The sequence below is a fragment of the Xanthomonas sp. NCPPB 901 genome, assembly GCF_056725085.1.
In genome coordinates this window covers 2,591,071-2,604,043 of sequence record NZ_CM161511.1, presented here as the reverse complement: position 1 = coordinate 2,604,043, position 12,973 = coordinate 2,591,071, and the positions used below count along the sequence as shown (strand labels likewise).

General features: G+C 70.7%; 13 protein-coding genes. All 13 read right to left on the bottom strand.

The genetic code is table 11. The features are described from left to right. Positions 1-65: 65 nt before the first annotated feature. The 13 genes from AC1PME_RS10915 to fliG all read right to left on the bottom strand — a co-directional run bounded on the left by AC1PME_RS10915 (position 66) and on the right by fliG (position 12,969). Entirely contained in the window at positions 66-2,966 is a 2,901-nt protein-coding gene (locus AC1PME_RS10915; protein ID WP_307550596.1) for a ligand-binding sensor domain-containing diguanylate cyclase, read from the bottom strand. A 221-nt stretch (positions 2,967-3,187) separates the two neighbouring features. Beyond that, on the bottom strand, positions 3,188-3,979 hold the full coding sequence (fliR, locus tag AC1PME_RS10910) for a flagellar biosynthetic protein FliR (protein WP_254458062.1): 792 nt from the start codon (positions 3,977-3,979) through the stop codon (positions 3,188-3,190). A 595-nt stretch (positions 3,980-4,574) separates the two neighbouring features. Further along, positions 4,575-4,844: a flagellar biosynthetic protein FliQ gene (locus AC1PME_RS10905; RefSeq protein ID WP_010343869.1), complete on the bottom strand. Its 270-nt coding sequence runs from the start codon at positions 4,842-4,844 to the stop codon at positions 4,575-4,577. Between the two features lie 4 nt (positions 4,845-4,848). Next, the gene (fliP, locus tag AC1PME_RS10900) at positions 4,849-5,679 is read right to left on the bottom strand and encodes a flagellar type III secretion system pore protein FliP (RefSeq protein WP_254458061.1); all 831 of its coding nucleotides are present in this window, start codon (positions 5,677-5,679) and stop codon (positions 4,849-4,851) included. A gap of 1 nt (position 5,680) precedes the next feature. Further along, positions 5,681-6,097 carry a flagellar biosynthetic protein FliO gene (fliO, locus tag AC1PME_RS10895; protein WP_254458060.1) on the bottom strand — a complete coding sequence of 139 codons (417 nt, stop codon included), beginning with the start codon at positions 6,095-6,097 and terminating at the stop codon, positions 5,681-5,683. Further along, positions 6,094-6,432, bottom strand: coding sequence for a flagellar motor switch protein FliN (gene fliN / locus AC1PME_RS10890; protein WP_429002413.1), 339 nt, complete (start codon positions 6,430-6,432; stop codon positions 6,094-6,096). The genes fliO and fliN overlap by 4 nt, the downstream gene beginning before the upstream one ends. Next, a complete protein-coding gene (fliM, locus tag AC1PME_RS10885) occupies positions 6,429-7,436 on the bottom strand; it encodes a flagellar motor switch protein FliM (protein WP_254458059.1) in 1,008 nt (335 codons plus the stop codon). Before fliM ends, fliN begins: the two co-directional genes overlap by 4 nt. A gap of 12 nt (positions 7,437-7,448) precedes the next feature. Beyond that, positions 7,449-7,967, bottom strand: a complete 519-nt coding sequence (locus tag AC1PME_RS10880; RefSeq protein WP_254458058.1) for a flagellar basal body-associated FliL family protein — start codon at positions 7,965-7,967, stop codon at positions 7,449-7,451. A gap of 247 nt (positions 7,968-8,214) precedes the next feature. Then, entirely contained in the window at positions 8,215-9,525 is a 1,311-nt protein-coding gene (locus tag AC1PME_RS10875) for a flagellar hook-length control protein FliK (protein ID WP_481095885.1), read from the bottom strand. Further along, complete coding sequence (gene fliJ, locus AC1PME_RS10870) at positions 9,522-9,983, bottom strand: flagellar export protein FliJ (RefSeq protein WP_010341649.1); 462 nt, start codon at positions 9,981-9,983, stop codon at positions 9,522-9,524. Before fliJ ends, AC1PME_RS10875 begins: the two co-directional genes overlap by 4 nt. Positions 9,984-9,986: 3 nt before the next feature. Beyond that, positions 9,987-11,363: a FliI/YscN family ATPase gene (locus tag AC1PME_RS10865; protein WP_307550585.1), complete on the bottom strand. Its 1,377-nt coding sequence runs from the start codon at positions 11,361-11,363 to the stop codon at positions 9,987-9,989. Next, positions 11,360-11,983 carry a FliH/SctL family protein gene (locus AC1PME_RS10860; RefSeq protein ID WP_254458055.1) on the bottom strand — a complete coding sequence of 208 codons (624 nt, stop codon included), beginning with the start codon at positions 11,981-11,983 and terminating at the stop codon, positions 11,360-11,362. Before AC1PME_RS10860 ends, AC1PME_RS10865 begins: the two co-directional genes overlap by 4 nt. Then, positions 11,980-12,969, bottom strand: a complete 990-nt coding sequence (gene fliG, locus AC1PME_RS10855) for a flagellar motor switch protein FliG (protein ID WP_254458054.1) — start codon at positions 12,967-12,969, stop codon at positions 11,980-11,982. The genes AC1PME_RS10860 and fliG overlap by 4 nt, the downstream gene beginning before the upstream one ends. Between the last annotated feature and the right edge of the window lie 4 nt (positions 12,970-12,973).

The window sequence follows — 12,973 nt, the reverse complement described above, 5'->3', positions numbered from 1 at the left end:
ACCGTGCCGGTCCGTGCCGCGCTTGCCCCGGCGCTGCCGGGGGGCGCCTCCGACCGCGGCGGCGGCTAGGCCGGCTGCAGCTCCACCCGGTCGCGGCCCAGGTGCTTGGCCTGGTACAGCGCCGCGTCGGCCCGCGCCAGCAGGTGCTGCAGCGGCTCGCCGGGCTGGTACCAGGCCACGCCGATCGAGGCGGTGATCGCCAGCTGCCGCTCGCCGATGCGCAGCGGCTGGCCGGCGATGGTGGCGCGCAGGGCCTGCAGCCGATCGCCGCAGCTCGGCGGCAACCCCGGCAGCACCGCCAGCAGCTCCTCGCCGCCGTAGCGGCCGACCAGGTCGGCGTCGCGCAGGTTGGCATTCAGGCGCCGCGCCACCTCGATCAGCACCGCATCGCCGACCAGATGGCCGTGTTCGTCGTTGATCCGCTTGAAGTGGTCCAGGTCGATCATCGCCACCGCCAGCGGGATCTGGTCCGCCCCGCAGCGGCGCATCTGCGCCGCCAGCGCCTCGAGGATGCCGGCGCGGTTGAGCAGGCCGGTGAGGGCGTCGTGCGAGGCCTTCACCGCCAGTGCGGCGCGGGCGATCTCCAGTTCGCGCTTGTCGTGCTCCAGTTCCTCGGTGCGCCGCGCCACCAGATCGGCCAGTTCGCGCTGGCGCTGGTACAGGCGACGTTCGCGCCAATGCAGCAGCGCCACCGCCAGGCCGCCGCCGAGCAGCAGGTACAGCGCCAGCATCGGCTGGCTGCGCCACCACACCGGCGCCACCGAGAACGCCACCCGCAGCGGGGCCGAGGCGCGGCGCCGGTAGGCATCCAGCAACTGGATCTCCAGCACGTAGCTGCCCGGCGCCAGCGGCGGTTGCTCGAACTCGAAATTGGGCGTGTGCAGCCAGCGGGTATGCGCGCCCTCGAAGCGGTAGCGGAAGCTGATGCGGTTGCGTTCGTCGTACAGGTCCGGGGCCCCGACCGCGATGTGCAACGGATCTTCGCTCCAGCGCAGGCGCGCGCCCGCGGCGATGGGCACGCCGCCGCGGCTGAACTCCTGCAGCGCCAGCCGCGGCGCCTGCGTCGGAAACAGCCGCGCCGGGTCCAGCAGGTGGGTGACGCCGCGGCTGCTGCCGAGCCACACCGAGCCGTCGTTGTCCTCCAGGAAAGCCGATTCGGACATGTCGTTCCAGAGCAGGCCCTGCGCCTGGGTCAGCCGCGACCAGGCGCGTCCGTCGTACACGTCCACACCCTGGTTGTGGCAGATCCAGATCCAGCCGTTGCGGGTGCGGCGCAGGCTGTAGAGCTGCAGGTCGCTCAATTGCGCATCGGCCGGCTGCAGGTGCAGGGTGTCGCCATCGAGCCGGCCTTGCCAGACGCCAGGGCCGTACAGGCTGGCCCAGGCCTGGCCGTCGTCCAGGACCAGCAGCTTGCTGAGCACCGGCTGCGCCGGCGCGCCGTCCAGCGTCAGCCGGATCGGCGTCCAGGTCTCGCCGCGCAGGCGGAACACGCCGGTCATGCCCACCACCAGCACGCTGCCGTCGTGGCGCTGCTGGATGTCCGAATACTCGCCGCCCGGCAGCGCCCGCACCGGCTCCGGCACCGCGTCGGCGTCGGCCTGCGCCAGCAGGTAGACGCCGCGGTTGGTCAGGATCCAGACCCGGCCGCGCGCATCCACGAACAACTGCTTGGCGATGCCGTCCAGCGGCGGGTAGGCGCGCAGCAGCCGGCCCTGCGCGTCGTAGCGGCGCAGCATGCCGACCGACCCGATGCTCCACAGCGTGCCGTCCGCGGCGCGTTGCAAGCCGATCATCTGGGTGCCGTTGTCGCTGGCCCAGCGCTCGAAGCGGCCGTCCTCGCGCAGCCGATCGACGCCGCCCTCGTTGCCGACCAGCAGGTCGCCGCGCTGGGTGCGCTGGATGCTCCAGGTCGGCGCCCGGCTGATGCCCTGCGACACGTCCCAGTTCTCGATCCAGCCATAGCCGTTCCAGCGCAGCACGCCTTCGCCGTCCATGCTCAGCCACAGGTCGCCGGCCTGATCGAAGTGCATCGCGACGATGTTGCCCTCGGGCAGGCCGTGGCGGCCGTCGAAGCTGCGCCAGCGGCCGTGCTCCCAGCGCGCCAGGCCCTGGTTGGTGCGCACCAGCACGCGGCCCTGCGGGTCGAGCAGGATCGGCGTGCGCAAGGTCACTAGGGCCGGTCCGTCCAGGCCCGGCGGGGTCTGGTCCTGGAAGCGCGTCGTGCCGGCCGGTCGCCGCATCACCGTGCGGTTGCCGACGACCCACAGGGTGCCGTCGTTGTCGTGGACCGCATTGCGCCACAACTCGGGCGGCAGGCCATCGGCCTGGTCGTAGCGGGTGGCGCGGCCATCGGCATCGACCCGGCACAAGGCCTTGGCGCAGCCCAGCCACAGGGTGTCGTCGGCCACGAACAGGTCGTGGACATCGGCCAGTTCCGGCTGCCGCGCCAGCGTCGCCGCATCGAACAGGGGCTGCAGTTGCCATCCCTTTCCGTCGGCCTTGCGCACCGCGCGCAGGACCCGGTGCTCGTCGAGCACCACCGTGCCCCAGGCCGGCGTGGCCAGGCGCGGGCGGTTCAGCCGGCGCTGCGAAGGCAGGCTGGTGTGCTCAAGCGGAATCCACCGTGCCGGAGCACCGTCGCCGACGTAGATCGCATCGAAGGTCGCCACCCACAGGCGCTGCGCGGCATCCTCGGCCGCGTCGGAGATGTAGTGGCCGCCGCGGCCCTCCAGCGGCAACTGCTGGAACTGATCGCCGTTGAACGCGTACAGGCCGCTTTCGCTGCACACCAGCAGGCTGCCGTCGCGACGCTGCAGCAGGCAGGTGTCGGCGAGGCCGAGCAGGCCCTGGTCCTGCGCGTAGTGCCGCAACGGAATCACCTGGGCCTGCGCGGCCCCGCTGCAGGTCAGGGCCGACAGCAGCAGCCACAGTGGCCAGCGCAGGCATCGACCCCGCAACGTACGCATGCGCCGCTCAGCCGCCGCGACGCCGCCGTGGGGCACGGCGATGGCAGGCACGAGCGGGCGCTGGCGGGCGATGGGGCATGGCGTGCGCGGACGGCGAAGGAAGGGACGGACAGCGGCGATCGGCAGTGTAAGAACGGCCGGCGTCGCCGGCGCTCATCCTGGCGTCACACCGATGGCATGCTGCCGGTATCGGCCGCGTCGCAGCTTAGCTTGAGCGCCGGCTATGCGGTGAGCGCGCGCGCGGCGTCGAAGGCGGCGTCGAACAGGCGCTGCACCGGCGGCCCCATCTCGCCGACCAGCACCGCCAGCAGCGCAAGGCCCAGCACCACCGCCACCGGCAGGCCGAGCTGGATCGGGTTCAGCGACGGCGCGGCCTTGGCGAGCGCGCCGAAGGCCAGGTTCACCGCCATCATCGCCACCATCACCGGCAGCGCCAGCGTCACCGCGCCGCGCATGATGCTCATGAAGAAGTTCGGCGCCACCGAGGCCATGGCCTGCGCATCGGGCAGGGCGGTACCGATCGGCAGCGCCTTGTAGCTGTCCACCAGCAGCGACACCACCGCCAGATGCCCGTTGGCGGTGAAGAACATCATCCCGAAGGCCAGATAGAACCACTGGCCGATCACCGGGGAATTGACCCCGCGCAACGGATCGGCCATCTGCGCGAACCCCAGGCCGGTGCTCTGCGAGACCAGTTCCCCGGCCATCGCTCCGGCCTCGAAGATCAGCCGCAGCATGAAGCCCATGCTGGCCCCCACCGCCAACTCCCGCGCCACGCTGAGCACCACCGCGGCATTGAACCCATCCCAGTCCGGCACCGGCGGCAGCAACGGCGCCAGCGCCATCGCCAGCGTCCCGGCCAGGATCACCCGCACCCGCCCCGGCACCGCCTTGGTCCCCACCATCGGCATCACTGTCAGCATCGCCCCGATCCGCAGCATGGTCCACAGAATCGCCCCGACCATCGCGAACGCCCGCGACCCATCGACGACCATTTGCGTGGCGGCATCCATCAGCCTAAGACCCCGGCAGACATCACGAAGGAACGGCCAGTCTCGACTGCGCAACGCGAGCGACCTGCAGCCGAAGACAGACCGGCGAACCCCCGAACAACAACGAACACAGCACGACCGGCAATGAAACCAAAGCCAAAGCGGCTGTGGCAGTAGCGTTCGTTTTTGCCGTTGCTGTTGCTTCGCTCTTGATCCACCGGGTCCCCTCCGCAGCGGCGGAGCTGGCGGGTCAAACCCCCCGCAGGGGGGCGGCGCACAGGGACGTGCGCCGTTTTCGGCCGGGGCAGGGCTCGCCGGGAAAAGGCGAAGCACTGCTTCGCCCCGGCGGGCGGGCAGGCGCCGCGAGGCGACTGCCCCGGACTTGGCTGCGAAGCAGACAAGCCCCGTCCGAAAATCCCGTCAGCGGAGCGGACCCGCGTAGCGGGCGCTGCGGCGGGGTGTGCTTTCTTTTGGTTACTTTTCTTTGCACAAGCAAAGAAAAGTAACTCGCCGCCAGGCGAAAGCTCTAGCTGTTGCTCTCCAAACCTAGAAAAGCGAGCAGAAGAGGCATCCACTACACAGGGAGCGATCAGGGCAGCAGGCGCAGCCATCCCCGCTACCCAATCAAATGCGGAATACGCTGAAACAGCATCGTCGTGTACTCCACCAGGTGCGCCAGCAGCATGCTGCCCGTCGCGAACAACATCGCCGTCAACGCCACCACCTTCGCGATGAACGCGATCGTCGGCTCATTGAGCTGCGTCGCCGCCTGGAACACACCGATCACCACACCCACCGCCAGCATCGCCAGCAACAACGGCCCGGCCACCCACAACACCGTGATCAGCCCGCCACGCAGCTCGGTCAACGCCAGTTCCGGACTCATCGCCTCAGACCCCGTTGAAACTGGCGGCCAGCGTGCCGACCGTCAGCACCCAGCCATCGACCAGCACGAACAGCAGGATCTTGAACGGCGCCGAGATCAGCATCGGCGACATCATCATCATGCCCATCGACATCAGCACGCTGGCGACCACCAGATCGATGATCACGAACGGAATGAAGATCAGAAAGCCGATCTCGAACGCCGTCTTCAGCTCGCTGGTGACGAACGAGGCCACCAGTACCTGGAACGGCACCGCGTCCGGGCCGCTGTAGGTGCCGTTGCCGGCCATGCCGGCGAAGGTCATCAGGTCGGTCTCGCGCACCTGCGCCAGCATGAACGCGCGCAGTGGCTGCGTGGTCAGCGTCCACGCGGTCTGGAAATCGATCTGGCCGTTGAGATACGGGCTCATGCCCTGGCCCCAGGCCTTTTCCCACACCGGCATCATCACCAGCGCGGTCAGGAACAGCGCCAGGCCCATCAACACCTGGTTGGACGGCGTCTGGCCGGTGCCCAGCGCCTGCCGCAGCAGGCCGAGCACGATGGTGATGCGGGTGAAGGCGGTCAGCACCAGCAGCATCGACGGCAGCAGGGTGATGGCCGTCATCAGCAGCAGCGTCTGCAGCGGCAGGCTCACCGGCTGCGCGCCGATCTTGCCGACGTTGACCTGCGGCAGCGAGGGCAGGGTGGGCGCGGCGTTCTGCGGGTTCTGCGCGGTCGGCGTGGCGGCCGGTGCCGCGGCGGCCTGCGCCCAGGCGAACGCGGGCAGCAGGCTCAGCGCCAGCAGGATCAGCAGCAGGCGCAGGCGGCGGGCGTTGCGGTTCCAGAAAAACGGCATGTCATTTGTCCTTGCGCAGCTTCTGCGCCAGAAGCTGGGCGAAATCGGGAAGCTGCTTGAACGGCTTGATCGCGGGCAGGGTCGGCGCGGGCGCCTGCGGCAGCGGCGCGGGCAGCTGATGCAAGGTGCGTACCCCGCCGGGCGACACGCCGAGCAGCAACTGTTCGCCGTTGACCTCGACCACCACCACCCGCTCCTTGGCGCCGACCGCCAGGCTGGCGACCACGCGCAGGCCCTGCGCCGGGCGGAAGCCGCTGCCGGGCAGGCGCTTGAGCACCCAGGCCATGGCCAGGATCAGGCCCAGTACCAGCAGCAGGGCGAACACCGCACCGAGCAGGCTGGGCGCCGACGGCGCCGCGTTGCCGACGCCCGCGCCGTGCTTGGCGGTCTGCGTGGCGACGGCGAGCAGCAGGCTCACCGCAATCTCCGGATGCGCTCGCTGGGGCTGACCACGTCGGTCAGGCGCACGCCGAAGCGGTCGTTGATGGTCACCACTTCGCCGTGCGCGATCAGGGTGCCGTTGACGTACACGTCCAGCGGCTCGCCGGCGCCGCGTTCCAGTTCCACCACCGAGCCCTGGTTGAGCTGCAGCAGGTTGCGGATCGGAATGCGGCTGCGGCCGACTTCCAGCGACAGCGTGATCGGCACGTCTAGGATCACGTCCAGGTTCAGATCGTTGGACTCGGCCATGGCCTCCGGCTGCAGGCTGTCGAACTGGGCCGGCGCCGGCTGGGTGGGATCGGTCTGGGTCATGGCTGGTCTTCCTGTGGAGCGGGGCGGCGGCGCGGCGCGCCGGGGGGATGGGTGGCGGTGATCTTCACCGCGTTCTGGCCGTGCGAAATGCCGAACTCGCCGGTGAACACCGGGATGTTCTCCACGCACAGCGGCACCTGCTTGGGCAGGTCGATCGGGAGCACGTCGCCGATCTTCAGCCGGGTCAGCTCGCGCAGGCTCATCTGCTTCTGCGCCAGCACGCTGGAAATGGTGACCTCCGAGCCGAACAACTGCTCGCGCAGCATGATGTTCCAGCTCTCGTCGCGGTCCACGCGGTCGCTCTGGATGCCGGCGTCGAGCAGTTCGCGGATCGGCTCGAGCATCGAATACGGCAGGGTCACGTGGATCTCGCCGCCGCCGCCTTCCAGCTCCACGTGGAAGCGGCTGACCACCACGTACTCGCGCGGGGTGACGATGTTGGCGAAGTGCGGGTTGACCTCGGAATTGAGGTACTCGAAGTCCACTTCCATCACCGGCGCCCAGGCCTCGGCCAGGTCGGCGAAGGTCTGCTTGAGCATCAGCTGGATCACCCGCATCTCGGTCGGGGTGAACTCGCGACCCTCGATGCGGGTGGGGTAGCGGCCGTCGCCGCCGAAGAAGTTGTCGACCACGGTGAACACCAGGGTCGGCTCGAACACGATCAGGCCGGTGCCGCGCAGCGGCTTGAACTTGATCAGGTTCAGGTTGCTCGGCACGTACAGCGAGTGCATGTAGTCGTTGAACTTGATCAGGTCGATGCCGCGCACCGACAGGTCGGCCGAGCGCCGGATCAGGTTGAACAGGCCGATCCGCCACAGCCGCGCGAAGCGCTCGTTGACCATCTCCAGGGTCGGCATGCGCCCACGGATGATCCGGTCCTGGCTGGAGAAGTCGTAGCTGCGCGCTTCGCCCGGCTCGGCCGGCGGCGGCTCGGTGTCCACCACGCCGGCGTCGACGCCATGCAGCAGGGCGTCGATCTCGTCTTGGGAAAGCAGGTCGGTCATCGCGGCAGCGCCTTACTGGGTGACGAAGCTGGTGAACAGCAGTTCTTCCACGCACTTCTTGCCGGTCTCGGCGGTCATCAGCTTCTGCGCGTCGGCCAGCGCCGCGGCCTGCAGCTTCTTGCGCCCGGCGATGTCGGCGATGTCCGGCGCCTGCACCTGCGAGAACAGCATCAGCAGGTGCGCGCGGATCGCCGGGGCGTTCTCGGTGATCAGCTTCAGTTCTTCCGGGTCGCGGGTCATCAGCTGCACTTCCAGCTGCAGGTAGTGCGGGCCGTCCTCGGCGCCGCCATTGAGGTTGACCACGAACGCCGGGTCCATCGCGAAGTACTGCGCCGGTTTGGGAATCTCGGCGGTCTTCTCTTCGGCCTTGGCGTGGCCGCCCTCGGGCTTCTTCAGGAAAAAGAACGCGCCGGCACCGCCGCCGCCGAGCACCAGCACCGCCGCGACGACGATGATCAGCAGCGTCTTCTTGGACTTGCCGCCTTCCGGGGCATCTTTGGCGTCTTTCTTGGATTTGTCGGCGGCTGACACAGAGCGGGCTCCTGGAGGGGGTCTGCCCCTAGGGATGCAATCGCCGTGCCGAAACCGGGCGGCTGGCGCGCCGGGTGTTTGACGGGGGGGGCGCGCCGTGCGGGCGCGGGCCAAGACCGTTGCGGGAGAAGGGGCTGGGAGGGGCGGCGGGGCGTCGGCCCCGACGCTTTCGGGGATGGCGCGTCGGGGCTGGAGCCTCTTCCACAGGGCGAATCGCCCGGCCGCGGTGGCGCCGCCGCCGCCAGGATCAGGCGTAGGCGTCGAGCAGGCCGCGCTGGCGCAGCACCATCGCCGGAATCCCGACGCTGCCGGACAGGTCGTCGGCCAGCTCGGTGCCGCTGCGGCTGCCGCCCTGCGGCGTGCTCTGCGCATTGGCCTGCTGTTGCTGCGGCGGCTGCTGGCCGACGTCGGCCTGGCCGAGCTGGAAGCCGTGCTGGCCGAGCATGTCGCGCAGGCGCGGCAGGCTGTTTTCCAGCGCCTGGCGCACGTCGGCCTGGGCGCTGATGAAGCTGGCGTTGACCTGGTCGCCGGTCATGTGCAGGCGCACCTCGACCGGGCCGAGCTCGGCCGGATTCAGCTTGATGTGGGCGTGGCCGATCTTCTGGTCGGCCAGCCAGCTGATGCGCGCGCCCAGTTCCTCGTCGAACTGGTTGCCGTGCAGGTTCGGGGTCGGCGTCGGCGAGCCGCTGAACGGCTGCGGATCGGCCAGCCGCGCCGCGGCGTGCAGCGGGGCCGCCGCCGCGGTCGGCACAATCGCGCTGGGGTCGGCGGCGGGGGCGGCGTCGCCACTCTCGCCGCTCTTGCCGCCAGCCGCGGCGGCGACGGCGGCCAGCGCCGCCAGCGGGGCCGCGGTCTCGGCGCCGCCGGCCTTGCCGGCCGACCCGGCCTGCGTCGACAGCATCGCGCCGAAGCCGCCGGCCGCCGAGGCTGGGGCGGTACCGGCGGCGGTGGCGGCGGTGGCGGCGTTCGGATCGGTGGCGCCGGCCGCGGTCTGCGCCAGCGCGTCGCCGCCGCCGAGCAGGGCCGCGGCGCCGTTGGCCACGGCGCCGGCGACGCCGACCGCCAGCCCGGCCGCCGCACCCAGCGGGGTCGCGGTGGCCGCCGGCAGCACGGCCGCGCCGATCGCCGGCAGCAGGCCCAGGCCGATGCCGGCCAGCCCGGCCGGCGGCCAGGCGCTCTCGTCGGGCTTGGCGTCGTCGCGCTTGTCGTCGCTCTTGCCCTTGTCCTTGCCGGCCGCCTTGGTCTCGGTGCTGCTCTTCTCGGTGTCCTGGGCGACCTTGTCGCCGGCCTGGGCGGTGCGCGCCGGATCGCTGGCGGTGTCGTCCGCGGCGGCCGGACGCTTGTCCGCCTGGTCCTTGCCGGCGGCCTGCGCCGGCTTGGGCGTCTCGCGGGCGGCAGGCTTGGGCGCGGTGGTGCGTGCCGAGCCGCTGCCGCCACCGCCACCAAGCAACTTGGCGAAGTCCTTGCCGCCGGTGCGGTCAGTGCCCTGGGCGTCGTTGCCGCCGCCGATCTGGCTGGCGCGGCCGCTGCCGGCCAGCGCGGAAAGCGCGTTGTTCATCGTCCATCTCCGTCATCGTGTTCGTCGGCGGTGGCCGCCAGGCGCGCGCGGCGTGCGCCGAGGTCGTCCATCTCGCGCTGGCTGCGGCGGTCGTCGACCTTGCGTTCCTGTGCGCGGTAGCTGGCCGCGAGCTGTTCCAGCACCTGCTTGTCGCGGCTGGCCAGCAGTAGCCGGCTGCGCTCCATCTCCACCTTCTCGCGGTTGCGGTCCACGGTCTGGCACTGCTGCTGCACCGCGCTCTCCAGCCGGTCCAGGAACGCACGGCGGTTGGCCAACTGCGCCAGGCTGGTCGCGGCCATCTGGCTGTTGGCGTACTCCTCGGCGTAGCGGCGCAGTTCCTCCAGCCGCGACTCGTGGGTGGCCAGGGCGCGCTGGCGCTCGGCGAGATCGCGCGCGACCTCGTCTTCGTGCTGCTGGGCGCGGCGGAGCAGGGGATCGAGACGTTGCGATTGCATCATGGCTTAGTTCTCGCGGTCGACCAGGCGCTTCAGGGCGGCCTGGCTATGGGGCAGATCTGCGGCTTTGGCGACGTCCTGTCCGAGGAACTCCATGATCTCCGGCCAGCGCTCCAGCGCTTCGTCCACGGCCGGATCGTTGCCGCGCTGGTAGGCGCCGATGGTGATCAGGTCGCGGTTGGCCGAGTACGCCGCCACCAGCCGCTTCAGCGCGCGGATGCGCAGCCGCCACGGTTCGTCGGCGATGTCCTGGACCACGCGGCTGACCGAGGACTCGACGTCGATGGCCGGGTACAGGCCGCTGTCGGCGACGCGCCGCGACAGCAGGATGTGGCCGTCGAGGATGGCGCGGGCGGCATCGGCGATCGGGTCCTGCGGATCGTCGCCCTCGGTGAGCACGGTGTAGAAGGCGGTGATCGAGCCGCGGCCCTTGGCGCCGTTGCCGGCACGCTCGACCAGCGCCGGCAGCTTGGCGAACACCGACGGCGGATAGCCGCGGGTGGTCGGCGGCTCGCCGACCGACAGGCCGATCTCGCGCTGGGCCTGGGCGAAGCGGGTCAGCGAGTCCATCAGCAGCAGCACGTTCAGGCCCTGGTCGCGGAACCATTCGGCGATGGCGGTGGCGCGGTAGGCGCCGTGCAGGCGCGCCAGCGGCGGGCGGTCGGCCGGGGCGGCGACCACCACGGCGCGGCGCAGGCCTTCCTCGCCCAGGGTGGTCTCGACGAAATCGCGCACTTCGCGGCCACGTTCGCCGATCAGCCCGACCACGATCACGTCGGCGGCGGTGTAGCGGGTCATCATGCCCAGCAGGGTGGACTTGCCGACGCCGGAGCCGGCGAACAGGCCCACGCGCTGGCCGCGGCCGATCGGCAGCAGCGCGTTGATCGCGCGCACGCCCACGTCCAGCGGGGTGGTGATCGGTTCGCGCGCCAGCGGGTTGATCGACACGCCGGCCATGCCCACCGAGCCTTCGGCGCGGATCGGGCCCTTGCCGTCCAGCGGCACGCCGTCCGAGTCGATGACCCGGCCGAGCAGGCCTTCGCCCACTTCCACGCCGCCGCGGCGGTGCAGCGGCACCACCCGCGCGTTGGGCAGCAGGCCGTGGGTTTCGGCGCTGGGCATCAGCGAGGTGCGGTCGCCGGAGAAGCCGACCACTTCGGCGTCGACCCAGCCGCCGTCGACCTCGACCTTGCAGGTGGCGCCCATCGGCGCCTCGCAGCCGACCGCTTCCAGGGTCAGGCCGACCGCGCGGCGCAGGATGCCCTCGCGGATCAGGCCGCGGCCGGCGGCCGCGTCCAGATCGAGCTTGCCCAGGCGGCCGGCCAGGCGCAGGTTGCGCGCATCCAGCCAGTCGCCGGGGTGGGTGCCGGACAGCGCGCTCACAGGCCCGCTCCGGACTTGCGCATCACCGTCTCCAGGGCCGCGCGCAGGCGCGCCTCGAGGGTGCCGTCGATGCGCACCGATTCGGCGTGCACGCGCAGGTCGCCGCGGCTCAGGCTCAGGTCCGGCACCAGCCGGATGCCCTGGTCCATCAGCGTCAGCAGCGGGGTCAGCGCGGCGATGTCGTCCGGGTGCAGGCGCACCTCGACGTCGCGGCGCGCGCCGCCGACCGCGTCCAGCGCCTCGGCGACCAGTTCCGACAGCAGCACCGGGTCGGCCTGGTAGGCGCGGCCGACCAGGCTGCCGGCGATGCGCACCGCCAGTTCGCCGAGCGCGCCGACCACTTCGTTCTCCAGCCGCGCCAGCGGCCGCGAGAAGTTGTCCAGGATGCCTTCGATCTGCGCGGTCAGGCGGCGGATCTCGGCCTGGCCCTGGGCCAGGCCCTCGGCGTGGCCGCGTTCGAAGCCTTCGTGCTGGGCCGCGGCCTCGATCGCCTGGATCTCCTCCAGGCTCGGCGGACGCAGCACCGGTTCGTCCGGCAGGGCGTCCTCGTACGGCAGCGCCGCCAGCGGGGGCGGGGCATCGAGTTCCGGCGCCAGCCAGCGCACCACGTTACCGTTCATACCATGGCCTCCGCACCGCTGCCGCCGAGGCTGATCACGCCCTCATCGGCCAAGCGCCGCACGATCGCCAGGATCTCCTTCTGCGCGGCCTCCACGTCGGACAGGCGCACCGGGCCGCGCGCCTCCATGTCTTCGAGCAGGATCTCGGCGGCGCGCTGGGACATGTTCTTGGTGATCTTTTCGCGCACCTTGATGTCGGCCCCGCGCAGGGCCAGGCCGAGGCGATCGCCGCTGACTTCGCGCAGCATGGTCTGCAGCCCGCGGTCGTCCAGCTCCACCAGGTTGTCGAACACGAACATCAGGTCCTGGATACGGCTGCCCAGGTCGGCGTCGATCTTGCTGATCGCCGACAGCACGCCCTGGTCCGCGCCGCCGTCCAGGAAGTTGAGGATGTTGGCCGCCACCTTGACCCCGCCGACGTTGGACGACTTCAGGTTCTGGTTGCCGGAGAACTGCCGCTCCATGATCTCGTTGAGCTCGTTGAGCGCGTGCGGCGGGATGCCGTCGAGGGTGGCGATGCGCATCAGCACGTCGGCGCGGGTGCGCTCGGGCAGCAGCTTCAGCGCCTCGGCGGCCTGGTCGCTGTCCAGGTGCGCCATCACGATGGCGATGATCTGCGGATGCTCGTTGCGCACCAGGTCGGCGATGGAGCGCGGGTCCATCCACTTCAGGGTGTCCAGGCCGGTGGTGTTGCGGCCCAGCAGGATGCGGTCGATCAGGCTGCCGGCCTTGTCGGCGCCCAGCGCCTGCACCAGCACGTTGCGGATGTAGTCGTCGGCGCCCACGCCGAGCGAGGTCTTGCTGCCCAGTTCGGCGTTGAATTCCTCCATGACCTTCTCGACCTGCTCGCGCGAGATGCCGCTCAGCGTGGCCATGGCGATGCCGATCTTCTGCACCTCCTTGGGGTCCATGTGCTTGAGCACCTCGGCCGCGTCGGTCTCGCCGAGCGACAGCAGCAGCACGGCGGCGCGCTGGGTGCCATTCATTGCG

Excerpts from the sequence above, each read along its gene's own strand:
- AC1PME_RS10915 (WP_307550596.1), bottom strand. The coding sequence starts at position 2,966 with ATGCGTACGTTGCGGGGTCGATGCCTGCGCTGGCCACTGTGGCTGCTG.
- fliR (WP_254458062.1), bottom strand. The coding sequence starts at position 3,979 with ATGGATGCCGCCACGCAAATGGTCGTCGATGGGTCGCGGGCGTTCGCG.
- AC1PME_RS10905 (WP_010343869.1), bottom strand. The coding sequence starts at position 4,844 with ATGAGTCCGGAACTGGCGTTGACCGAGCTGCGTGGCGGGCTGATCACG.
- fliP (WP_254458061.1), bottom strand. The coding sequence starts at position 5,679 with ATGCCGTTTTTCTGGAACCGCAACGCCCGCCGCCTGCGCCTGCTGCTG.
- fliN (WP_429002413.1), bottom strand. The coding sequence starts at position 6,432 with ATGACCCAGACCGATCCCACCCAGCCGGCGCCGGCCCAGTTCGACAGC.
- fliM (WP_254458059.1), bottom strand. The coding sequence starts at position 7,436 with ATGACCGACCTGCTTTCCCAAGACGAGATCGACGCCCTGCTGCATGGC.
- AC1PME_RS10875 (WP_481095885.1), bottom strand. The coding sequence starts at position 9,525 with ATGAACAACGCGCTTTCCGCGCTGGCCGGCAGCGGCCGCGCCAGCCAG.
- fliJ (WP_010341649.1), bottom strand. The coding sequence starts at position 9,983 with ATGATGCAATCGCAACGTCTCGATCCCCTGCTCCGCCGCGCCCAGCAG.
- AC1PME_RS10860 (WP_254458055.1), bottom strand. The coding sequence starts at position 11,983 with ATGAACGGTAACGTGGTGCGCTGGCTGGCGCCGGAACTCGATGCCCCG.
- fliG (WP_254458054.1), bottom strand. The coding sequence starts at position 12,969 with ATGAATGGCACCCAGCGCGCCGCCGTGCTGCTGCTGTCGCTCGGCGAG.